The sequence below is a fragment of the Xanthomonas axonopodis pv. maculifoliigardeniae genome (genome assembly GCF_041519315.1).
Classification (GTDB): domain Bacteria; phylum Pseudomonadota; class Gammaproteobacteria; order Xanthomonadales; family Xanthomonadaceae; genus Xanthomonas; species Xanthomonas euvesicatoria.
On the sequence record NZ_CP167998.1, the window covers coordinates 1752267 to 1773923 of the forward strand.

A 21657-nucleotide genomic window follows, 5' to 3' on the forward strand; every position below is an offset into this window, starting at 1 on the left:
ATAAGACCCCCATCGCGCCCGGGTGCGCTCCTACGATATCTGCGGTCAGCAGATGCCCTTACTCCGGGTCGTAATCCAGATTCGATGCCAGCCAACGCTCGGCCAATGCCAGCGTGATGCTCTTGCGCTTTGCATAATCGGCCACCTGTTCTTTGCTTAGTCGCCCGACCACGAAGTATTGGCTCTTGGGATGGCTGAAGTAATAACCGGAGACCGCGGCAGTGGGCAGCATCGCAAAGCTTTCGGTCAGCGACATGTCGGCGTTGCGCTCGGCATCGAGCAGATCGAACAAGGTGCGTTTTTCGCTGTGTTCCGGGCAAGCCGGGTAGCCGGGAGCCGGGCGGATGCCGCGATAGCGCTCGGCGATCAAGGCTTCGTTGTCCAACGCTTCGTCCTCCGCATAACCCCAGAACTCGGTGCGCACGCGTTGATGCAGCCGCTCGGCCAGCGCCTCTGCCAGACGGTCGGCCAACGCCTTGAGCAGGATGGAGTTGTAGTCGTCGTGCGCCGCTTCGAACCGGGCCACATGCGCATCGATACCGATGCCGGCAGTGACCGCGAACGCGCCGATCCAGTCCTGCTTGCCGCTGCTCTTGGGAGCGACGAAATCGGCCAGGCAGAAGTCGGGGCGGTCGATGGGCTTGTCGACTTGCTGGCGCAAGAAGTGCAGGGAATGGGGGATGGAGAATCGGGAATGGTCGAGTGTGCGGGCATCGCCTTGCAATTCCCGGTTCCCGATTCCCGATTCTGCCGGCTCCGTCAGGACGACAACATCGTCTCCAACGCTATTTGCCGGCCACAGCCCGAACACGGCCTTGGCCGTCAGCCACTTCTCTTCGACGATGCGCTTGAGCATGCGGCGTGCGTCGCGATACAGCTCGCTGGCCTGGGTGCCGACGATTTCGTCGCTGAGAATCGCCGGGAACTTGCCGGCCAGCTCCCATGCCTGAAAGAACGGCGTCCAGTCGATGAGTTCGATCAGCTCCTGCAACGGGTAGTCGTCGAAAACGTGGATGCCTGGCTGGCGTGGGGCCGGTGGAGTGTAGGTGTCCCAATCGCCGTCGAAGCGCTGCGCACGGGCTTTTTCGAGCGACACCAGGCGCTTGGCATCGCCGCGGTTACGGTGGCGTGCGCGGATTTCCGCGTAATCGGCATCGTTGGCGGCAACGAAGGCCTGGCGCAGGTCGCGCGAGATCAGCGACTGCGCCACGCCCACGGCACGCGAGGCGTCCTTCACCCACACGGTGGGCGCGGTGTAGTGCGGGTCGATCTTCAGCGCGGTGTGCGCGCGCGAGGTCGTTGCGCCGCCGATCAACAACGGAATGTCAAAGCCCTGCCGCTGCATCTCGCGCGCCACATGCGACATTTCTTCCAGAGATGGCGTGATGAGGCCGGACAGCCCGATCAGATCCGCGTTTTCTTCGCGAGCGCGATCCAGGATCACCTGCGCCGAGACCATCACGCCCAGATCCACCACATCGAAGTTGTTGCAGGCCAACACCACGCCGACGATGTTCTTGCCGATGTCGTGTACGTCGCCCTTGACGGTTGCCATGATGATCTTGCCGTTGGACTTGCCGACATCGCCGGTGCGCAGTTTTTCCGCTTCGATGAAGGGCAGCAGATAGGCCACCGCCTTTTTCATCACGCGCGCGGACTTGACCACCTGCGGCAAAAACATCTTGCCGGCGCCGAACAGATCGCCCACCACGTTCATGCCGTCCATCAGCGGGCCTTCAATCACGTCCAGAGGGCGCGTGGAATGCTGGCGCGCTTCTTCGGTGTCGGTTTCCACGAATGCGTCGATGCCGTGCACCAGCGCATGCGCCAGGCGCGCGCGGACCGGCTTGTCGCGCCAGGCCAGGTCTTCGACTTTCGCCGCGCCCTTGGTGCCCTTGTAGCGCTCGGCGATTTCCAGCAGACGTTCGGTGCCGTCGCGGCGCCGGTTGAGGATCACGTCCTCCACGCGTTCGCGTAGTTCCGGATCCAGCTCGTCGTAGATCGGCATGCCGCCGGCATTGACGATGCCCATGTCCATGCCGGCCTTGATCGCATGGAACAGGAACACCGAGTGGATTGCCTGGCGTACGGTTTCGTTGCCGCGGAAGGAGAACGAGACGTTGGAAACGCCGCCGGACACATGGCAGTGCGGCAGCGTGTCCTTGATGATGCGGGTGGCTTCGATGAAGTCCACCGCGTAGTTGTCGTGCTCTTCGATGCCGGTGGCCACGGCAAAGATGTTCGGGTCGAAGATGATGTCTTCCGGCGGAAAGCCAACCTGCTCGGTCAGCAGCGTGTAGGCGCGCGTGCAGATCTCGACCTTGCGCGCGCAGGTGTCGGCCTGGCCCGCCTCGTCGAAGGCCATCACCACCGCGGCGGCGCCGTAGCGCAATACCTTGCGGGCGTGTTCGATGAACACTGCTTCGCCTTCCTTGAGCGAAATGGAGTTGACCACGCTCTTGCCTTGCAGGCATTTCAATCCCGCTTCGATGACGCTCCACTTGGACGAATCCACCATCACCGGAATGCGCGCGATATCCGGCTCGGACATGATCAGGTTGAGAAAGCGCGTCATCGCCTTCTCCGAATCGATCAGGCCTTCGTCCATGTTGACGTCGAGGATCTGCGCACCGCTGTCCACCTGCTGACGCGCGACCTCCACCGCTTCCTCGTAGCGCTCCTCCTTGATCAGCTTGCGGAACTGCGCGCTGCCGGTGACGTTGGTGCGCTCGCCGACGTTGACGAACAACAGGTCCGGCGTAATGACCAGCGGCTCAAGGCCGGACAGGCGGGTGTAGCGGGGAGTGCTCATGCAAGGCTCTGCTGGACGATGACGGCGCGATCGGTCGTGGTGAGTGGGTGTTCACGGCCCGGGCCTCGGGCGCGGTGCAATGCAGCCCTCATCCGGCGCTGCGCGCCACCTGCTCGCGCAGGCGGGAGAAGGTGCGCAAAGGGTGGATGAGGGTGAGCCTGACGCATCACGCCGCCAGCTCTGGTGCGCCAGGCAGTTGCCGCGGTGGCAAATCGGCGACCGCTTCGGCGATGGCGCGGATATGGTCCGGAGAGGTACCGCAACAGCCGCCGACCAGGTTGAGCAGGCCGGCCTGTGCGAATTCGCGTAGCGTGGACGCCATTTCTTCCGGCGTCTCGTCGTATTCGCCGAAGGCATTCGGCAAGCCGGCGTTCGGATGCGCGCTGACATAGGCGTCGGCGATCTGCGCCAAGGTTTCCACGTGCGGGCGCAGATCCTTGGCGCCGAGCGCACAATTCAAGCCGATCGACAACGGCCTGCCGTGCGCGACCGATGCATAAAACGCTTCGGCAGTCTGTCCGGACAAGGTGCGCCCGGATGCGTCGGTGATGGTGCCGGAAACCATCACCGGCAAACGCCCGCCGCGTGCCTCGAAGACCTCTTCGATCGCATACAACGCGGCCTTGGCGTTGAGCGTGTCGAAGATGGTTTCCACCATCAGCGTATCCGCGCCGCCATCGATCAAGCCCTCGATGGCCTCGCGATAGGTTTCGCGCAGTGCATCGAAACTGGTGTTGCGGTAGCCGGGATCGTTGACATCGGGGCTGATGGAGGCGGTACGGCTGGTGGGGCCGAGCACGCCGATCACAAAGCGCGGTTTGTGCGGAGTCAACGCCTCGACTTCGTCGCAACAGGCGCGCGCGACTTGCGCGCCTGCCTTGTTCAACTCGTACACCAGATGTTCTAGGTGATAGTCGGCCTGGCTCACCGACGTGGCGTTGAAGGTATTGGTTTCCAGTAGATCGGCACCTGCATCCAGATAGGCGCGATGAATGCCGGCAATGATCTCCGGGCGGGTCAACAGCAGCAGATCGTTGTTGCCCTTCAGATCGTGGCCCTGCGGTACGTGTGCGTGGTCGCAACCGGGGCCGTGCACGTGCGCACTGTCGTAGCCCTCGGCAAAGCGGGTGCCGCGGTAATCGGGCTCCTGCAGATCGTGGCGCTGGATCATGGTGCCCATCGCGCCATCGATGATGAGGATGCGCTCGGCAAGCGCGGCGGTGAGCTTGGCTGCGCGCTCGGGACGTAGCCAGGGCAGGGCATGTGCAACGGGGGAGTGGAGTGCTGCAGGCGTCATGATGCGATGCTCCGTGAGCCAGCGGCGCTGCGGTCGGCGATTCCCGAATCCCGATTCCCCATTCCCGGCTTCACAGCAATCAACGAGATCACTTCGAAATGGGGCGGGCGCTTTTCGCGTGTCACCGTCTCCAGGCTGGAGACGTCCAGCCCGGCTTTTTCAACGAACTTGCGCAGCTCCTTGGCAGCAAACCCCAGATTGACGTGGCCGTACGCATGCACCGCGGCGCGGTGTTCGTGCTTGGCCAGGCTGCACAGCAGCAGGCGGCCGCCCGGGCGCAGCACGCGCGCCGACTCGGCCACCGCCTGCGCCGGTTTGGCCGCGTAAGTCAGCGCGTGCATCAGCACCACCAGGTCGAAGCTGGCATCGGGGAATGGCAGCGCATGCATATCGCCTTCGCGCACTTCCACGTTGCGTAGTTTGCGCAGGCGCTCGCTGGCGGCCGCAACCACGCGCGCGCTGGTATCGATGCAGATATAGCGGGTGGCATGCGGTGCCACCAGTTCGGCCAGCACGCCGTCGCCGGACGCGATATCGAGCACGTCGCCGGTTTCCAGCAGGGGCAGGGCGGTGCGCGCCAGCGCTTCCCAGGTGCGTCCGGGCGAGTAATGCCGCTCCATGTCGCCTGCCACCGAATCGGCCCAGTTCTGGTCCGCGGCACGGTTGGCCAGCACGGCGGCCACGCGCTCGGCATCCTGGCGCAACAACGGATCGTCGCTGCCGGTGCTCAGTGCCAGCCATAGCGCGCGCTGCGCCGGGTCCAGCGACACTTCGTCGAAGCGGTAATACGCCGATACCCCGGCGCGGCGGTCGCGGACCAGCCCGGCTTCCTTGAGTTTGGCCAGGTGCGTGGACACCCGCGGCTGCGCCAGCCGGGTAATGGCCGACAGCTCGGCCACGGTGAGTTCTTCCTGCTCCAGCAAGGCCAGCAGGCGGACTCGGGTGGCGTCGGCGAATACCTTCAAGCGGGCCGACCAGTCTTCCAGATCCATGAATATCTCTATATCGCGATATGGAGATATTTTCGGGCCGGCGGCGGGTGCGGTCAACTACATACGCATGCGAATGGTTGGCGCTACAATGGGGTCCAGCTCAGGCCTGAAGGGGTGCGACGTGGATTTCAGCTTTACCGAAGAACAATTGATGATCCAGGATGTGGCGCGCCGCATCGCGCAGGAAAAGATCGCGCCCAGCGCCGAGCAATTCGACCGTAGCGGCGAATTCCCGCTGGAAAATATCCGCCTGCTTGGCGAAAACGGTCTGATGGGCATCGAGGTGCCGGTCGAGTACGGCGGCGCCGGCATGGACCCGATCAGCTATGCGCTGGCGATGATCGAAATCGCCGCGGCCGATGGCGCGCACTCCACCATCGTCTCGGTCAACAACTCGCTGTTTTGCACCGGCATTCTCAAAAACGGCAGCGAAGCGCAGAAGCAGCTGTACGTGCGCGCGATCGCCGAGGGCACGCACATCGGTGCGTTCGCGCTAACCGAGCCGCAGTCCGGCTCGGATGCCTCGGCAATGCGCTGCCGCGCGGTCAAGCAGGCCGATGGCAGCTTCGTCATCAATGGCAAGAAGAGCTGGATTACCTCCGGCCCGGTGGCCAAATACATCGTGTTGTTTGCGGTGACCGAGCCGGACAAGGGCTCGCGCGGCATCACCGCCTTCATGGTCGATACCGACCGCGCCGGTTTTCATCGCGGCAAGACCGAGCCCAAGCTCGGCATCCGTGCCTCGGCCACCTGCGAAATCGAGTTTGCCGATTACGTTGCGCAGCCCGACGAGGTGCTGGGCGTGGAAGGCGAGGGTTTCAAGACTGCGATGAGCGTTCTGGATGCCGGGCGCATCGGCATTGCCTCGCAAGCGGTCGGGATTGCACGCGCGGCGTATGAGGCCACGCTGGCCTACGTCAAGGAGCGCAAGGCATTTGGCGCGGCGATCGGCACGTTCCAGATGACCCAGGCCAAGATCGCCGACATGAAGTGCAAGCTGGATGCGGCGCTGCTGCTGACGTTGCGCGCGGCGTGGTTGAAGGGGCAGGGGCAAAAGTTCGGTACCGAAGCGGCCGTGGCCAAGCTCACCGCATCCGAGGCGGCGATGTGGATCACCCATCAGGCGGTGCAAATTCATGGCGGCATGGGGTATTCGAAAGAAATGCCGCTGGAGCGCTACTTTCGTGATGCCAAAATTACCGAAATCTACGAGGGCACCTCGGAAATTCAACGCCTGGTGATCGCGCGCGGCGAAACCGGGCTGCGCTGAGGTCTTGCCGCGCTCCAGCAGTGCCGCTGCGCGCGGCACCGCTGGAGCGCTCTCCGCGATGCCAAAATTACCGAAATCTACGAGGGCACCTCGGAAATCCAGCGCCTGGTGATCGCGCGCGGCGAGACCGGGCTGCGCTGAGGTCTTGGCGCGCTCCAGCGGTGCCGCTGCGCGCGGCACGACAGGGTCGCGGCGAAGCCCGTGATTCCCTCAGAATTGCCGCAGCAACGCGGCAACGACGGAGTGATCGCGGCAGTGCGTTGTGATCATCAAGGGCGGCTATGCCAAGGGTTGTCCTGCGTTGCATGCGCGGACCACAATCGACGCTTCTCCCGTGTCTGGTGCGCGCATGTCCCAGTCTTCGCACGCTGCTTCGTCCCGTGTTTCACGCTCCGGCTTTGCGCATACCCTGTGGTGCTGGGGGCTGCTGCTGTTCTGCACGACGGCAGGCGCGCAAACCTCGCCGCCTTCGATCGTGCCAACCGATCGTCTGCGCGAGTCCTGGTGGGCGCAGCGGCATGCGCAGGTGCTGGAGCAGGTCAAGCAGCACCCGGATACCAAATTGCTGCTGATCGGCGATTCGATCACTCAAAACTACGAGAAAGCCAAGGCGCCGGACGAAGACTTCCGACCGACCTGGCAAACCTTCTACGGCAGCCGCGGTGCGCTGAACCTGGGTTTCAGTGGCGACGGCACCGAAAACGTGCTGTGGCGGCTGGCCAATGGCGAAGTCGACGGGTTGCAGCCGAAGGTCGCGCTGGTGCTGATCGGCACCAATAACACCGGCCATCTCGGTCAAACCGCCGAACAGACCCAACTCGGTATCGATGCGGTGGTCGCGGCGATCGAGCAGAAGCTGCCGCGCACGCACATCCTGCTGCTGAGCGTGTTGCCCAGCGATCTCTCCAGCGAAAAATCGCGGCGCGATGCGCAGATCAATCAGGGCCTGGCCGTGCGTTACGGCGACAACCCACGCGTGACCTATCTGGATGTGAGCTCGGTCTTCCAGCGCGACGGCAAACTCCGCACCGATCTGTTTTACGACACCCGGTTCCGTCCGGCGGCCGGTGCCTTGCATCCGGACACGCGGGGGCAGCGCATGCTGGCCGAAGCGATCGAGCCCACGCTGGCGCGGCTGTTGGGCGAGCCACCGGTCAAGCCGGTGGCCGAACTCGGCCGTGACGCGGCGACCTCGCTGATGCCGGTCGACTGGCTGGAGCAGGATTCCTACGACTGGTACGCACGCCACCACGCAGCGCTGGCCGTCGCGCGCAGCCTGAAGCCGGAGGTGGTGATGATCGGCGACTCGATCACGCATTTCTGGTCTGGGCTGCCGCAGGCCACGCGCGTCAGTGGCCCCGAATCATGGCAATGGTTGTATGGCACGCGGCCGGTCCTGAATCTGGGATTCGGTTGGGACCGCACGCAAAATGTGCTGTGGCGCATCCGGCAGGGCGAACTCGATGGTCTGGACCCGCGCTGGGTGGTGCTGCATATCGGCACCAACAATCTCAGCGGCACCGCGCAATCGCGCGCCAGCACCCCGGCTGAAGCGGCGTTGGGTGTGCAGGCGGTGGTGAGCGAGGTGCGCCGTCGCCTGCCCAACAGCAAGCTGATCCTGATGGCGATCATGCCGCGTGGCCGCAACCCCGACGATGCACGGCGCGCGCCGATCGCCGAGACAAACCGGATGCTGGTCGCGCGCTATGCCAAGGATCCGGCGGTGCAGTTGGTCGATATCGGCCCCAAGATGCTGCAGCCCGACGGCACGTTGCCCGAAGCGCTGATGCCCGATGGCACCCATCCCAGCGAGTCCGGCTACCGCATCTGGGCGCAGGCGCTGCGCGAGGCGGGCATTACCGCTGCGCCGTAACGGTGGCGGCACGCGAGCGCGTTCATCCAAAAGCGAGCGCGGAGGGTAAGGGGGGGACGTGCGGCCGCCCGCGCGCTGGCGCGTCGCGCGGGTCGGCAGTCGCGTTTGGTTTTCAGGAGTGCGCGGGGCCACGCTCCGGCGTGGAACGTGATGATGGCCAACGGGCTCAAGCGAGGCCATCTGCGTCCCGGGCGAGGCCCGGCATGAGCTGGTCTGCCGTTTCCAACGCCGAAAGAGCGAGCTAGGGCCGGGCTGCCGGCGAGGGCGCGGCGATCGAGTGCAGCGCACTGCATTTTCGAACCCCAGAAACCAGAAGACCCCCGATTGCTCGGAGGTCTTTTTAAACTGGTGCCCAGAAGAGGACTCGAACCTCCACGAAGTTGCCCCCGCTAGCACCTGAAGCTAGTGCGTCTACCAATTCCGCCACCTGGGCAGGTGAGCCGCGAATTTTGCAGGCCCCCGGCCGGCTTGTCAATGGGTTCCATGCGGCAATCGTCGGCGGTCGCGCCGGCCTTGCTGCCCATCCCGCCGCGCCACGCAGTACCATGTAAGCAATGACAAAGAAAAAAACCCCAGATTCCGATCGGCCGAGTCGCCGCAAATCCACCGGCGCAGGCGATTCCAGCACTGCCGAACAGCAGAAGTTGCCGGGCTGGATGCCAGACTTCCTGGTCCGCGCCGCAGCCGGCGCATCGACCAAGTCCGCCAACAAGCGCGCTGCCGACAAAGCATCCAACCCCTCCAAAGCCTCGTCACAGCCGGCGGCCGCGCCGCCTGCGCCGCGCGCTCCGCATCCGCGCAAGAGTGGGCCGTCTGCGCCGCCGCCGGAACGCTTCCAGACCACCGCGCCTGCGACTGCCGAATTCAAGGATCCGCATGCCGAGCGCGAGGCTCTTCGGTATGCCGAGCCGATCGCCAGCCGCGAGGCCATCCTGCAATTGCTTGAAGCCTGCGACGGTCCGCAGACCGCCGAAGAAATTGCCGAGCAGCTCAATCTGAGCGACCGCATCGATGCGCTGGGCAAGCGCCTGGCCGCAATGGTGCGCGAAGCGCAACTGGTGCAGAACCGCCGCGGTGGCTACGCGCCGGTGCAGCAGACCAGCCTGATCGCCGGCGTGGTCATCGCCAATCCGGAGGGCTTCGGTTTCCTCAAGCCCGACGAGGGCGGCGACGACCTGTTCCTGCCGCCGTTCGAAATGCGCAAGGTCATGCATGGCGACCGCGCGCTCGCCAATGTCACCGGCATCGACCGTCGCGGCCGTCGCGAAGGTGCCATTGCACGCGTGCTCGAGCGTGGCATGTCGCGCATGCTGGGGCGCTTTTTCTATGAGCACGGTGTGGCTTACGTCGACCCCGACGACAAGCGCATCCAGCGCAATGTGCAGATTGCCCCGGACGGTATCGGCGAGGCACGCGAAGGCCAATTGGTGGTCTGCGAACTGATCGCGCCGCCGGACGCGCGCCGCCCGGCGATCGGCAAGATCATCGCGGTACTGGGCGACAAGCTGACGCCGTCGCTGGTCGTCGAAATGGCCATCCACGGCCATGAATTGCCGCACGAATTTCCGCAGGAAGTGCTGGACGAAGCGGCGGCCGTGCCGTTGGTGGTCGAGCCGCAGATGATCGGCGGGCGCGTGGACCTGCGGCAGATGCCACTGGTCACCATCGATGGCGAAGACGCCAAGGATTTCGACGACGCGGTGTATTGCGAACCCAATGTCGACGGCTTCCGTCTGGTGGTGGCAATCGCCGATGTGTCCAATTACGTGCGTCCCGGGACGCCGCTGGACGACGAAGCGCAAAAGCGCGCCACCTCGGTGTATTTCCCCGGCTTCGTGGTGCCGATGCTGCCGGAAACGCTGTCCAACGGTATCTGCTCGCTGATGCCCAAGGTCGACCGCATGTGTTTCGTCTGCGACATGCAGGTGGGACGCGATGGTGAAGTGACCGGCTCGCGTTTCTACGAAGCGGTGATGAATTCGCACGCACGCCTGACCTATAACCAGGTCTGGAAGGCGGTGGGCGAAGACGATGCGGACACCAAGGCCTTCATCGGCCCGCTGCTGCCGCAGGTGCAGCGCCTGCATCAGCTGTATCACGTGCTGTCGAAGGCACGCACGCAGCGCGGGGCGATCGAGTTCGAAACCTCCGAAGTGCGCTTCGTGCTCGACAACACCGGCGAAGTCACCCAGGCCGGCATGCTGGTGCGCAACGATGCCCACAAGCTCATCGAAGAATGCATGATCGCCGCCAACGTCGAGGCGGCGCGCTATCTGCTGAGCGTGCATGTGCCTGCGCCTTACCGTGTGCATGAGCGCCCGCCGGAGAGCAAGTACGAAGACCTGCTGGAGTTCCTCAAGGAGTTCCAGCTGAGCTTGCCGGCATGGAGCAAGGTGCGCCCCGGCGATTACACCAAGTTGCTGAAGAAAGTGCGCGCGCGCCCGGATGCGGCGTTGCTGGAATCGGTGTTGCTGCGCAGCCAGAGCCTGGCGGTGTATTCGCCGGAGAACAACGGCCATTTCGGTCTGGCGTTGGAGGCATACGCGCATTTCACCTCGCCGATTCGGCGTTACCCGGATCTGCTGGTACACCGCGCAATCAAGCATGCGTTGACCGGCGCCAGCCCGCAGACATTCATCTATACCCCGCGTCAGATGGCGGCGCTGGCATTGCAATGCTCCGAGCGCGGACGGCGTGCCGATGAAGCCGAGCGCGAAGTGGACGAGCGCTACCGCGCCGCGTGGATGGAAAAGCACGTCGGTGGCCAGTTCGATGGCGTGATCAGCGGTGTGACGGGATTTGGCCTGTTCGTGGAGTTGACGCAGTCCAAGGTCAACGGCCTGGTGCACGTCACGCAGCTGCCGCAGGACTATTACCAGTTCGATCCGATTCGCAAGACGCTCAGCGGCGAGCGCCGTGGTCGCGAGTTCCGCCTCGGCGACCCGGTGCGCGTGCTGGTGCTCAAGGCCAGCATGGAAGAGCGCAAGATCGACTTCCGCCTGGCCGACGAAAATGGCGCAGCGCCCGAAGCGCCGCTGCCGCCACGCGAGAAGCCGACCAAGCGCAAGAAGAAGCCGTACTGAGTTGCAGGACGGCGCTGCGGGCGGCCGAACTGGCAGCCCGCCACGCGAGGTGGTGGTGACAAGCAGCCACTAAAATGAAGCGTGGGTCGTCGGGCGGGTACAGACGGGGCTGATGAACTGCGGCGCGCCGGCGGTTCGCGGCAACTTCCACGATTGGCCGCATCCGCGTGGCAGTGATCGCAGTCGTGTTATTCGCTGTGAGAGAGGCCGGTGGGCTGTTGCAGGCGAGTGGGTCTGCAATGATGTCCGTAACAGACTGACGCGGAGCAGGGCATGGACACTTCAAGCGAATACAGCGGTGGCTGCCAGTGCGGGGCGGTGCGGTTTCATGTGCGTGGTGCGTTGGTGGATGCTTCGATCTGCCACTGCCGCATGTGTCAGAAGGCATTCGGCGCGTATTACGCGCCGTTGGTGTCTGTGCGAGGCACCGAGTTTCGCTGGACCCGTGGCGAGCCCAAGCGCTTTGCATCGTCGAACGTCGTGCAGCGCGGTTTTTGCGCCGAATGCGGCACGCCATTGACGTATGAGGCACCCGACGGCGTGGCAGTTGCGGCGGGTGCCTTCGACACGCCCGAGCAGTTGCCGCCGCATATCCAATATGGACTGGATCGCAAACTGCCCTTCGTCGATGGCCTGGCGCAGCTGCCTACGCGTCCACCCGAAGACGATGCCGCCGCGGAGGCTTTTTTGGCCAGCGTGGTGTCGCGACAACATCCCGATCACGACACTGCGCATTGGCCGGCGTGAGAAAAGGCTTTGGTTTGTTGTGCTGCTGATCGCGGCATGCGAGCAGCAATGGCGTCACCTCGCTCGCGGCCGTCACTGGCCGCGGCAACACGCGCCAGTGCGCCATCTGGCAGGCATCCATCGACACGATGGGGTGCGCGGTGAGCGTGCGGTCAATGCAGGCGTGCGCCATTGGCCCCGGGCGCTGCGCGTCCAGCACCAGTGCCATCGCCGCATCGCGTCGTTGGCATCGCCGGGCTCCACGCACCGGCCGTGACGTGACAGGCCGCAGGCCCTACCATTCCCCTTTACCTCTTCGTATGCCCGCAATGAGCAAGCAGAACCAGTGGATCGTCGGCGTCAATGCTGTCGCCTCGTCCGTCGAGAACGACGCCGACAACGTGCGCGAGGTGTTGATCGAGGCCGGCAGCAAGAACCCGCGCCTGACCGAGATCGAAGAACAGGCGCGCCGCAAGGGCATCGACGTCCGCCGGGTCAATACCCAGGCACTGGACGGTGTGGGTGGGCAGGTACGCCACCAGGGCGTGGCCGCACGCTATGCCGCCGCGCGGCTGTGGGCCGAGAACGAGCTGGAAGGGTTGGTCGAGGCCGCCGAAGGGCGCGCGCTGGTGCTGATCCTCGATGGCGTGCAGGACCCGCACAACCTTGGCGCATGCCTGCGCAGTGCGGCAGCGGCCGGGGTCACCGCAGTGGTGATTCCCAAGGACAAGTCGGCCACGGTGAACGCCACCGTGCGCAAGACCTCCGCCGGTGCGGCCGACCGCATTCCGGTGGTGGCGGTGACCAACCTGGCGCGCTGCCTGCGCGACCTGCAGAAGCAGGGTGTGTGGCTGTATGGCTTGGCCGGCGAAGCAGAGGCTTCGTTGTACAGCGTGGATCTGCGCGGCAATGTCGGGCTGGTGCTGGGTGGCGAGGCCGATGGCCTGCGCCGTCTCACCCGCGAGCATTGCGACGGCCTGGTCAAGATCCCGATGCCCGGCGAAATTGAAAGCCTCAATGTGTCGGTCGCCACCGGTGTGACCCTGTTCGAGGCCGTGCGCCAGCGCCTGGGCACCTAACGGCCCGCATGCAGGCGCGAGCGCAGGCGTGCCGGCCTGCGTAACCCACGCGCGTTACGCGATGCACAGCAGCGCCAACGCTTGATCGTTGCATTGCCGATGGGCATCTGCGCAATGTTCCGCGCAGATGCGGTTCGCGAGGCGTTGACTGGCGCACGCGCAGGGAGGTGCAGCAAGGCTTTCCAGGCATGCGCAGCCACCGTCGAACGCAGCGCGACGTTTTTACCTACCATATCGCCAGCGAACGGCGCGTTGTGTGTGATGAACGATGGGGTGGGCGCCTGGCAAACAGGCGAGAGCAGTTGCGGCGTCCAGGCGTCAGCACGACGAAAACATAGACGGCAGCCGCGCTGGCTCGGTGTCGGCGCCTGCCTGTTGTTGGCGCTGTGTTCGCTTGTTGCGACTGCCTCACCGGCCGGCACGGCACGCTTGCGCGATTACGCCATCGATAGCTGGAGTTCGCGCAACGGGCTGCCGCACAACTCCTTGCGCGACATCGCCCAGACCCGCGACGGGTATCTGTGGTTCGCGACCTGGGAAGGGTTGGTGCGCTACAACGGGCTGGAATTCAGCGTGATCGACCGCAGCACGCGCCCTGGGCTGCCCGATAACGGCGTCGGCGCGCTGTATGTTGATCGCGATGGCGCGCTGTGGCTGAGCGATGCGCGCGGCAATCTGGTCCGGCATGGTGCCGACGGGCAATGGCGACAGTGGCAGCGGCAAGGGCAATGGCCGCAGGCGTTGATCCATGCCATGACCATGGATGCCGAAGGCCGCATGTGGCTGTTGTTCGAAGGGCACGGGCTGGGCTGCCTGTGGCCGGATGGGCGCTTCGACTATTTCCCGCCGCGCGATGACGCGCCGCTGCAAAGCAGTTTTCCGCGCATGGTGGTCGATGCGCAGGGGCGCTTGTTGATCGGCACCTTCGATGGATTGATCTACCGCGAACCGGATGGGCGCATGCACCGCGCGCCGGCCGCATTCGGGTTTCCGCCGGGGTTGGCATGGCCGTATCGCGCAACGGACGGCACGGTGTGGGTGGTTGCGGGAGATCAGCTGTATCGCCTGCAGGGCGAGCGCGCCGAGCTGATGCATCGGGTGCCGGGGCAGGGTCACTTCACCGCGATGCTGCAGGATCGCAATGGCGACCTGTGGCTGGGCAGCGAAAACCAGGGGCTGCTGCGGATCGGGCCGTACGGCGTGGAGCATCTGCCGGCCGGTCGCAGCCTGCCGACCGGGCGCATCGTCAGTCTGCGCGAGGACGCCGAAGGCAGCATCTGGGTCGGCGCAAATGGCGGTCTGTTCCGGCTGCGCGAGACACTGTTCAGTCGCTACAGCCAGCGCGATGGATTAAGCGGCGACTACAGCCGCGCCTTGTTGGAAGACCGCGACGGCAGCCTGTGGATCGCCGGAACCGCCGGCCTGGACCGGATGCTGCCGGACGGGCGCATCGTGGCGGTGCCGGTGGCCACACCATCGGGGCGACGCCTTTCGGTGCTCAGCCTGGCGCTGGACCGGCACGGCGATCTTTGGGTAGGCACCTATGCCGATGGTGTCTTCGTGTTGCGCGCCGGGCGCGTGCTGCGCCATTACGGCGAGGCCGAGGGCATTCCCGGCGGGCATATCCGCGCGATCGTGATCGACGACCACGAGACGGTATGGCTGGCAACCCAGCGTGGCGTGGTGCAGCTGGTGGAGGGCAAGCGCACGCCGTTGGCGATCGACGGCTTGCCTGCCAGCGTGGTGACCGCATTGGCCAACGTCGATGGCGCGGTGTGGATCGGTTCGGTCGATGGTGCGGCAGTGCTACGCAACGGCAAGCTGCGCCAGTTGAATCTTGAGCAACTGGGCGGCGCGCGCAGCGTATTCGGTTTTCAGGCCATCGGCGATGCCATGTGGATCGCGACCGACCGCGGGTTGTATCGCGAGCGCAATGGCGTTCTCGCACGCGTAGGTCTGGAGCAGGGGATGCCGGTCGACACGGTGTTCCAGCTTGTCCAAGACCGGCTTGGCAATGCGTGGATCAGCAGCAATCGCGGCGTGCTGCGTACCGAATTCAAGACGCTCGATGCAGTTGCCGATGGGCGCGGCACGCTCGCGATCGAACGCTATGGCGAGATCGATGGCATGGGCAATGCACAGGCCAACGGCAGTTCCGGCCCCAGCCTGCTGCGGCGTGCCGACGGCATGGTGTGGGTGGTGACAGCTGGCGGGGTAAGCATGGTCGACCCCTCACGTCTGCAGCGCTTTCGCGAACGTCGCCCGCCGCCGGCAGTGATCGAGAACGTGCAGCAGGATGGCCGCCCGTTGGTGTGGCGCCAGCGCGCACAACTGGCTGGCGGGCATCGCTTGAACGTGTCCTACGTCGGCATGAGCTTTCTGCTGCCGGAGCGAATCGAGTACCGCACCCGGCTGGAAGGCCTGGACAACACCTGGACCGAACGCGGCCGGCAGCGCAGCGTGGAATTCATCGGCCTGCCGCCGGGCCGATATCGTCTGCACGTGGCTGCGCGCCATCCGGGCGGGGCATGGAGCCCGCACGAAGCGGTGTGGGCGTTCGAGGTATTGCCGCTGTGGTGGCAACGCCAGGATGTGCGCTTTGCCGCGGCGCTGGGGGCGCTCTTGCTGCTGGCCCTGCTGTATCGGGTGTTGCTGCATCGCTACAAGACCCATAACGCGCGCCTGGCCGAGCTGGTGCGCAAGCGCACCGAAGACCTGCAACGGCAGGCGCAGCGCTTGCTGCAGGCCAATCAGGAAAAGAGCGAGCTATTGACGCGTTTGCGCATCAAGTCCGATGTGTTCGAGCGTCAGGCGCACGAAGATGCATTGACCGGGCTACCCAACCGTCGCCATTTCGACGAAGCGCTGGCGCGCGATATCAGCCGTGCACGGCGCAGTGGGCGGACGCTGGTGCTGGCGATTCTGGATATCGATCACTTCAAGCGCATCAACGACCATTATTCGCACGCCAGCGGCGATGCGGTCCTGCACGAGGTGGGAGTGCTCCTGACGGCGGCCGCGCGCGCCTCGGATCTGCCGGCACGCCTGGGCGGCGAAGAATTCGCGCTGCTATTGGCCGACACCACGCTGGACGAGGCACAGGCGCTTTGCCTGCGCATCCGCGCGCTCTTCCACGCCCGTCACAACTGGGCCAGCGTCGAGGGCTTGCAGGTGACCTTCAGCGCCGGTGTTGCCGCGCTGCGCGACGACGACACCGGCTCGTCGCTGATGCAGCGCGCCGATCACGCCTTGTACGAGGCCAAGAGCGCCGGTCGCGATCGGATCTGTGTGGGTTAGACGCCGGGATTCGGGAATCGGGATTTGGGATTGGCAACGGCAGCGCAGGCGTTCCTTCTCCTGCACGAGAAGGTGCCCAGAAGGGCAGATGAGGGTACGGCAGCAGGCAGCAGTGCTGCGTCGTGATCAAACGGTTGCGGCTCGTGCTTGGTAAACGTACGCGATTGGCCGCTTCAATCCAGAAACCACGACGCTTTTGCCAATCCCGAATGCCCAATCCCGAATCCCGTCCTCACACCGGCCCGGGCCAGGCGTTGGCGATCTTGCAGAACAGGCGTGCGGTCTGTTCGGTGTCGTAGACCGCGCTGTGGGCGTCGGCGGCATTCCAGTCCAGGCCGGCGGCCTGGGCGGCGCGTGCCAGCACCGTCTGGCCATAGGCCACGCCAGCCAACGTCACCGTGTCGAACACGCTGAAAGGATGAAACGGGTTGCGTTTGTGGCCCACGCGCGCCACGGCGGCGTTGAGAAAATTCAGATCGAAGTGGGCGTTGTGGCCGACCAGGATTGCGCGCTGGCAGCCGTATTTCTTCACCGCTGCGCGCACCGGCGCGAACACATGGTCCAGCGCGTCCTTTTCCTGTTTCGCGAAGCGGAACGGGTGGTCGAGCACGATACCGGTGATTTCCAGCGACTTCGGGTCGATCTCCAGCCCGGGCGCCGGCACCAGGTGCGCGCTGGCGGTCTCGCCGGGAAAGAAGCGTCCGTCGGTATCCATCTCGATCGGCACGCAGGCGATCTCCAGCAGTGCGTGCTTGTTCCAGTCGAACCCGCCGGTTTCTACGTCCACCACCACGGGCAGATAGCCACGAAAGCGGCGCGACATCGGCAAAAAAGAGGGTGCAGGCTGTGCATCGACCGGTTCGTTCATCCGCATAGCCTAGCAGGTCGCACGCCGGGCTCTGCCCTGGCTGCAGGCTGGCACGCCCACACCGGCGGCAGCGACGCCCCGACGATTGGGTGCACGGCCACTCGAGTGGCGTCGGCGTGCATTGCCGGCCCACTGTCTGCGAGCGTCTTCCCCGAACCGGGCGACTGCAGACCACACAGCGACAGTCGCCATACACCGAAATGAAAAGGCCCGATCCGCGTTGCCACGGACCGGGCCTCCCTAACGACACGGTGAGCGAGCCCTTAGCGACCCGCGACGACGCTGGTAATCAGCCCGGTGGCCACTGCGATCAGCACGTAGGTGTTATCCACGCGACGCCATTCGTGCCCGCGCGGCGGCGGCTTGAGATGGTGCTTGTGGTAGTCGGCAACGCGACTACCACGATGGTCCGGTGCCAGCCGCTCGCCGCGGCGATACGGCGGGCCGCGGCGCTCGTTGCGATGATCCTCGTGATGCGCGTTGCGGCGATCGTCGCGCCTGTCGTCATGCCTGTCGTCGCGGTGATCGTCATGGCGGTCAGGACCATGGTCGTCGTGACGCTGCGCATTGCGGTCACGGTCGTGATCCAGCTCGTGCTGCTGCGGTGCTGCAAACGCTGCGCCAGAGGTCAGCAGCGTCAAGGCCATGAAGGATCCAACGAAACGTTTCATCAGCGGACTCCTGGGTCACAGGAAATGCCTGTGCAGCTGCACCGTAGAAGTTTCAAGCTGAATACGTAATGAGAAGGCCTTGCGGCGCCTTACGGCCACGCTGCCGCGGTCTAGATGACGCCGGTGCTGCTGGTGTCGTCGCGCTTCACGCGCGGAGGCAAGGGCTGCTCGCCATGCACCAGGAACCACACGTTCTCGGCGATGTTGGTGGCGTGGTCGCCAATGCGTTCCAGATTCTTTGCCATGAACAGCAGATGCGTACACGGGGTGATATTGCGCGGGTCTTCCATCATGTAGGTGAGCAGCTCGCGGAACAACGCGGTGTACTGCGCATCCAGGCGTGCATCTTCGTCGCGGACACGGATCGCCGCATCGGCATCCTTGTTGCGATACGCCTGTACGGCTTCGCGCACGGCATCGGCCGCCATCTGGCCAAGCGCGCGCAGGCCCACGGTCTGCGGCAGCGGCGGTGCGGAATTGAGCGCGATCGAGCGCTTGGCCACGTTGGCCGCGTAATCGCCGATACGTTCGATATCGGCCGGAATCCGCAGGCCTGCAAGAATTTCACGCAGATCGCGCGCCATCGGGCCGCGCAATGCAAGCCGCATCACGTCGTGGCTGATCGCATGCTCCAGTGCGTCGATCGCCTCGTCGTTGACCACGATGCGGTGCGCGGCGTTGTCATCACGACGCTCCACCACATCCAGCGCGGCTTCCAGCTGCGCCACCGCCGTCTCGCCCATGCGCACGATCTCGGCGACAAGACGGTGCTGCTCCTCGTCGTAGCTTTTGACGATATGGTCGTTGAGGTGCTGGTTCATCGTGGTCTCGATTCGTGGCAGTGGTGGATGTCCGCCGTAACCTTGGCGACATGGCAGATGATGCAAATGTCGTGCCGGGCGGTGCGGCGGAACTGCGTCAATGCGGCGTTGCGCTGGCGCGCCTTACATCAACCGAAGCGGCCGGTGATGTAGTCCTCGGTCTGTTGCTTGGATGGCTGCGAAAAAATGGTTTCGGTGCGGTCATGCTCGATCAGGTCGCCCAGGTACATGAAGGCGGTATAGTCGGACACGCGCGCGGCCTGCTGCATGTTGTGGGTGACGATCACGATGGTGTAGTCGCGCTTGAGCTCTTCCACCAACTGTTCGATGCGGCTGGTGGAAATCGGGTCCAGCGCGGACGTCGGTTCGTCCAGCAACAGCACATCCGGGCGTAGCGCCACCGCACGTGCGATGCACAGGCGCTGCTGCTGGCCACCGGACAGCCCCAGCGCGCTCTGCCCCAGCTTGTCCTTCACCTCGTCCCACAGCGCGCCCTGGCGCAAGGCCTGCTCGACGCGGTTCTGCATGTCGGCCTTGGACAGCTTTTCGTGGTGGCGGATGCCGTAGGCCACGTTTTCGAAGATGGTCATCGGAAACGGCACCGGCTTCTGGAACACCATGCCCACCTTGCTGCGCAGGCGGTTCATCGGGTACTTCGGCGACAGGATGTTTTCGTTGTCCAGCAACACCTCGCCGCGCGCTTCCATCTTCGGATACAGCGCATAGATGCGGTTGAAGATGCGCAGCAAGGTCGACTTGCCGCAGCCGGAGGGACCGATCAACGCGGTGACGCGCTTTTCGGGAATCTCGATGTTGATGCTCTTGAGCGCGTGGTACTTGTCGTAATAGAAATCCAGATTGCGTGCGGCCACCTTCACCGGCGCCTGCGCCGTCGGCGCCCCCGTGGCGGCCGGAACAGCGATGCGATGCATCGGCTTGGCGTTTTGGAGATCGTTCATGTCGGGTGTCCGGAGGGAAAGGTCAGTCATTGGAAATCTTGTTGCGCAAGAGCAGGGCACGCGCACCCAGGCTCACCAGCAACACGAACACGGTCAGTACCAGCGCGCCGGCCCAGGCCAGCGTTTGCCAGGTGTCGTACGGGCTGCCGGCGAATTGATTCATGATCACCGGCACGCTGGCCATCGGCTGGAAGATGTTGCTGTTCCAGTACTGGTTGCCGAATGCGGTGAACAGCAGCGGTGCGGTTTCGCCGCTGATGCGCGCCAGTGCCAGCAGCACGCCGGTGACGATGCCTGCCGAGGCGCTGCGGTACAGCACCTGCACGGTGACTTTCCACTGCGGAATGCCCAACGACAATGCGGCTTCACGCATCTGCGCCGGCACCAATCGCAGCATTTCGTCGGTGGTACGCACCACTACCGGCAGCACGATGAAGGCCAGCGACAGTGCGCCGGCGAATGCCGAAAAGCGCCCACCGGTCTGCATCACGTACAAGGTGTAGACGAACAGGCCCAGCACGATCGAGGGCGCCGACAACAGGATGTCGTTGACGAAGCGCACCACCACGCCGGCCTTGCGCGCATTGCCGTACTCCGCGAGCCAGGTGCCTGCGGCGATGCCCAGCGGCGTGCCGATGGCCAGCGCCAGCCCGCACATCACCGCACTGCCGAAGAAGGCGTTGAGCAGGCCGCCTTCCTGCATCGGCGGCGGCGTCATCTTGGTAAACAGGTTGAGGTCGATGCCCGGGACTCCCTTGGACACCAGCGTCCACAGGATCCAGGCCAGGAAGAACAAACCAAACAACGCAGTGACGCAGGAGAGCAGCAACGCAATGGCGTTGACGACCCGGCGGCGGTTGTACAGCGATTGCGACACCGAAGCGGCGGACATCAGTTGCCCTCCCGACGCGACAGCTGCATCAGCATGAAGCGTGCGATGGCCAGCACGATGAAGGTCACGATGAACAACACGAAGCCCAGCAGCAGCAATGCCGACCGGTAGGTTTCAGTGGCTTCGCCGAAATCGTTGGCGATCAACGCCGCGATGGTGGTGCCAGGCTCCAGCAGCGACGGCGACAGGCGCACCGTGTTACCGACCACGAACGCCACTGCCATGGTTTCGCCCAGCGCACGCCCCAAACCCAGGAACACGCCGCCGATCACCGCCGAGCGGGTGTAGGGCAGCACGATGTCCCAGCTCACTTCCCACTTGGTCGAGCCCAGTGCGTATGCCGATTCCTTCAAGCGCGTGGGCACGGTCAAAAACACTTCGCGCATGACCGAAGAGATGAAGGGAATCACCATGATCGCCAGCACGAAGCCGGCGGTCAGCAGGCCGATGCCCAACGGCGGGCCCTGGAACAATGGGCCGATCAGCGGCAGCGTGCCGAGATGATCGTTGAGCCATGGCGTGACATGTTCGGTCATCACCGGCACCAGCACGAACAGGCCCCACATGCCGTAGATGATCGACGGGATGCCGGCCAGCAGTTCGATGGCAGTGCCCACCGGGCCACGCAGCCAGCGTGGTGCCACTTCGGTCAGAAAGAACGCGATACCGAAACTCACCGGCACCGCAATCAGCATCGCGATCACCGCGGTGACCAGGGTGCCGTAGATCGGTGCCAGCGCACCGTATTTGTTTTCGACCGGATTCCAGTCGGCCGAATAGAAGAAACTCAGGCCCTGCATCTGCAAGGCATGGCGTCCGCCCCACAGCATCGACAGTGCCGCGCTGCCGAGCGCCAACAGGACGAAAACGACCGTAGCGGCCAGCGCAAGCTTGAACAGGCGATCGGCACGTGCGTCGCGCAGGTCGCGGCCGCGTGGCGCGGTCATCGCTTCGGGAATGGCGGTGGCATTCATTCGATTGGACTCGTCACCCGCGCAATGGCGGGAGCGTGAGACA

Annotated in this window: 14 protein-coding genes, 1 tRNA gene and 1 pseudogene; 6 read left to right on the plus strand and 10 right to left on the minus strand. The window is 64.6% G+C overall.

Translation table 11 applies throughout. The features are described from left to right. Positions 1 to 58 precede the first annotated feature (58 nt). From metH to ACDH77_RS07700, 3 genes are all read right to left on the minus strand, one after another. A complete protein-coding gene (metH, locus tag ACDH77_RS07690; RefSeq protein WP_031421989.1) occupies positions 59 to 2812 on the minus strand; it encodes a methionine synthase in 2754 nt (917 codons plus the stop codon). Between the two features lie 166 nt (positions 2813 to 2978). Next, positions 2979 to 4109, minus strand: a complete 1131-nt coding sequence (locus ACDH77_RS07695; RefSeq protein WP_008576539.1) for a homocysteine S-methyltransferase family protein — start codon at positions 4107 to 4109, stop codon at positions 2979 to 2981. Then, the gene (locus ACDH77_RS07700; RefSeq protein ID WP_008576541.1) at positions 4106 to 5101 is read right to left on the minus strand and encodes an ArsR/SmtB family transcription factor; all 996 of its coding nucleotides are present in this window, start codon (positions 5099 to 5101) and stop codon (positions 4106 to 4108) included. Before ACDH77_RS07700 ends, ACDH77_RS07695 begins: the two co-directional genes overlap by 4 nt. Positions 5102 to 5189: 88 nt before the next feature. Between ACDH77_RS07700 and ACDH77_RS07705 the strand changes: the two are divergent. Together ACDH77_RS07705 and ACDH77_RS07710 are read left to right on the plus strand one after the other, a co-directional pair. Then, positions 5190 to 6512 (plus strand): annotated as a pseudogene (locus ACDH77_RS07705) (acyl-CoA dehydrogenase family protein). Between the two features lie 208 nt (positions 6513 to 6720). After that, positions 6721 to 8244, plus strand: a complete 1524-nt coding sequence (locus tag ACDH77_RS07710) for a platelet-activating factor acetylhydrolase IB subunit (protein ID WP_008576546.1) — start codon at positions 6721 to 6723, stop codon at positions 8242 to 8244. Between the two features lie 346 nt (positions 8245 to 8590). On the opposite strand, the gene ACDH77_RS07715 is transcribed toward ACDH77_RS07710, so the two are convergent. Continuing rightward, positions 8591 to 8677, minus strand: a tRNA-Leu gene (locus ACDH77_RS07715). Between the two features lie 121 nt (positions 8678 to 8798). Here ACDH77_RS07715 and rnr point away from each other — a divergent pair. From rnr to ACDH77_RS07735, 4 genes are all read left to right on the plus strand, one after another. Beyond that, positions 8799 to 11327, plus strand: a complete 2529-nt coding sequence (gene rnr, locus ACDH77_RS07720) for a ribonuclease R (RefSeq protein ID WP_031421995.1) — start codon at positions 8799 to 8801, stop codon at positions 11325 to 11327. A 273-nt stretch (positions 11328 to 11600) separates the two neighbouring features. Continuing rightward, entirely contained in the window at positions 11601 to 12074 is a 474-nt protein-coding gene (locus tag ACDH77_RS07725; protein WP_033837274.1) for a GFA family protein, read from the plus strand. A gap of 308 nt (positions 12075 to 12382) precedes the next feature. After that, complete coding sequence (gene rlmB / locus ACDH77_RS07730; RefSeq protein ID WP_011346992.1) at positions 12383 to 13132, plus strand: 23S rRNA (guanosine(2251)-2'-O)-methyltransferase RlmB; 750 nt, start codon at positions 12383 to 12385, stop codon at positions 13130 to 13132. A gap of 261 nt (positions 13133 to 13393) precedes the next feature. Beyond that, positions 13394 to 16429 (plus strand): diguanylate cyclase domain-containing protein, encoded by a 3036-nt coding sequence (locus ACDH77_RS07735; protein WP_372353811.1) that lies wholly within the window; start codon positions 13394 to 13396, stop codon positions 16427 to 16429. Positions 16430 to 16661: 232 nt separating this feature from the next. Here the strand turns inward: ACDH77_RS07735 and rnt are convergent, their stop codons facing one another. The 6 genes from rnt to pstC form a co-directional block, all read right to left on the minus strand. Then, positions 16662 to 17303 carry a ribonuclease T gene (rnt, locus tag ACDH77_RS07740; RefSeq protein WP_008572178.1) on the minus strand — a complete coding sequence of 214 codons (642 nt, stop codon included), beginning with the start codon at positions 17301 to 17303 and terminating at the stop codon, positions 16662 to 16664. 257 nt (positions 17304 to 17560) lie between these two features. After that, the gene (locus ACDH77_RS07745; protein ID WP_011346994.1) at positions 17561 to 17968 is read right to left on the minus strand and encodes an RcnB family protein; all 408 of its coding nucleotides are present in this window, start codon (positions 17966 to 17968) and stop codon (positions 17561 to 17563) included. 110 nt (positions 17969 to 18078) lie between these two features. Continuing rightward, positions 18079 to 18789 carry a phosphate signaling complex protein PhoU gene (gene phoU / locus ACDH77_RS07750; protein ID WP_008572166.1) on the minus strand — a complete coding sequence of 237 codons (711 nt, stop codon included), beginning with the start codon at positions 18787 to 18789 and terminating at the stop codon, positions 18079 to 18081. Between the two features lie 128 nt (positions 18790 to 18917). Beyond that, positions 18918 to 19748, minus strand: coding sequence for a phosphate ABC transporter ATP-binding protein PstB (gene pstB / locus ACDH77_RS07755; protein WP_005913798.1), 831 nt, complete (start codon positions 19746 to 19748; stop codon positions 18918 to 18920). Positions 19749 to 19770: 22 nt separating this feature from the next. Further along, positions 19771 to 20640 (minus strand): phosphate ABC transporter permease PstA, encoded by an 870-nt coding sequence (gene pstA, locus ACDH77_RS07760; protein ID WP_008572164.1) that lies wholly within the window; start codon positions 20638 to 20640, stop codon positions 19771 to 19773. Next, a complete protein-coding gene (pstC, locus tag ACDH77_RS07765) occupies positions 20640 to 21614 on the minus strand; it encodes a phosphate ABC transporter permease subunit PstC (RefSeq protein ID WP_003487154.1) in 975 nt (324 codons plus the stop codon). The genes pstA and pstC overlap by 1 nt, the downstream gene beginning before the upstream one ends. Positions 21615 to 21657 lie beyond the last annotated feature (43 nt).

What these genes read in the sequence shown, in the direction of transcription:
- metH (WP_031421989.1), bottom strand. Translation starts at nt 2,812, where the DNA reads ATGAGCACTCCCCGCTACACCCGCCTGTCCGGCCTTGAGCCGCTGGTC.
- ACDH77_RS07695 (WP_008576539.1), bottom strand. Translation starts at nt 4,109, where the DNA reads ATGACGCCTGCAGCACTCCACTCCCCCGTTGCACATGCCCTGCCCTGG.
- ACDH77_RS07700 (WP_008576541.1), bottom strand. Translation starts at nt 5,101, where the DNA reads ATGGATCTGGAAGACTGGTCGGCCCGCTTGAAGGTATTCGCCGACGCC.
- ACDH77_RS07710 (WP_008576546.1), top strand. Translation starts at nt 6,721, where the DNA reads ATGTCCCAGTCTTCGCACGCTGCTTCGTCCCGTGTTTCACGCTCCGGC.
- rnr (WP_031421995.1), top strand. Translation starts at nt 8,799, where the DNA reads ATGACAAAGAAAAAAACCCCAGATTCCGATCGGCCGAGTCGCCGCAAA.
- ACDH77_RS07725 (WP_033837274.1), top strand. Translation starts at nt 11,601, where the DNA reads ATGGACACTTCAAGCGAATACAGCGGTGGCTGCCAGTGCGGGGCGGTG.
- rlmB (WP_011346992.1), top strand. Translation starts at nt 12,383, where the DNA reads ATGAGCAAGCAGAACCAGTGGATCGTCGGCGTCAATGCTGTCGCCTCG.
- ACDH77_RS07735 (WP_372353811.1), top strand. Translation starts at nt 13,394, where the DNA reads ATGAACGATGGGGTGGGCGCCTGGCAAACAGGCGAGAGCAGTTGCGGC.
- rnt (WP_008572178.1), bottom strand. Translation starts at nt 17,303, where the DNA reads ATGCGGATGAACGAACCGGTCGATGCACAGCCTGCACCCTCTTTTTTG.
- ACDH77_RS07745 (WP_011346994.1), bottom strand. Translation starts at nt 17,968, where the DNA reads ATGAAACGTTTCGTTGGATCCTTCATGGCCTTGACGCTGCTGACCTCT.
- phoU (WP_008572166.1), bottom strand. Translation starts at nt 18,789, where the DNA reads ATGAACCAGCACCTCAACGACCATATCGTCAAAAGCTACGACGAGGAG.
- pstB (WP_005913798.1), bottom strand. Translation starts at nt 19,748, where the DNA reads ATGAACGATCTCCAAAACGCCAAGCCGATGCATCGCATCGCTGTTCCG.
- pstA (WP_008572164.1), bottom strand. Translation starts at nt 20,640, where the DNA reads ATGTCCGCCGCTTCGGTGTCGCAATCGCTGTACAACCGCCGCCGGGTC.
- pstC (WP_003487154.1), bottom strand. Translation starts at nt 21,614, where the DNA reads ATGAATGCCACCGCCATTCCCGAAGCGATGACCGCGCCACGCGGCCGC.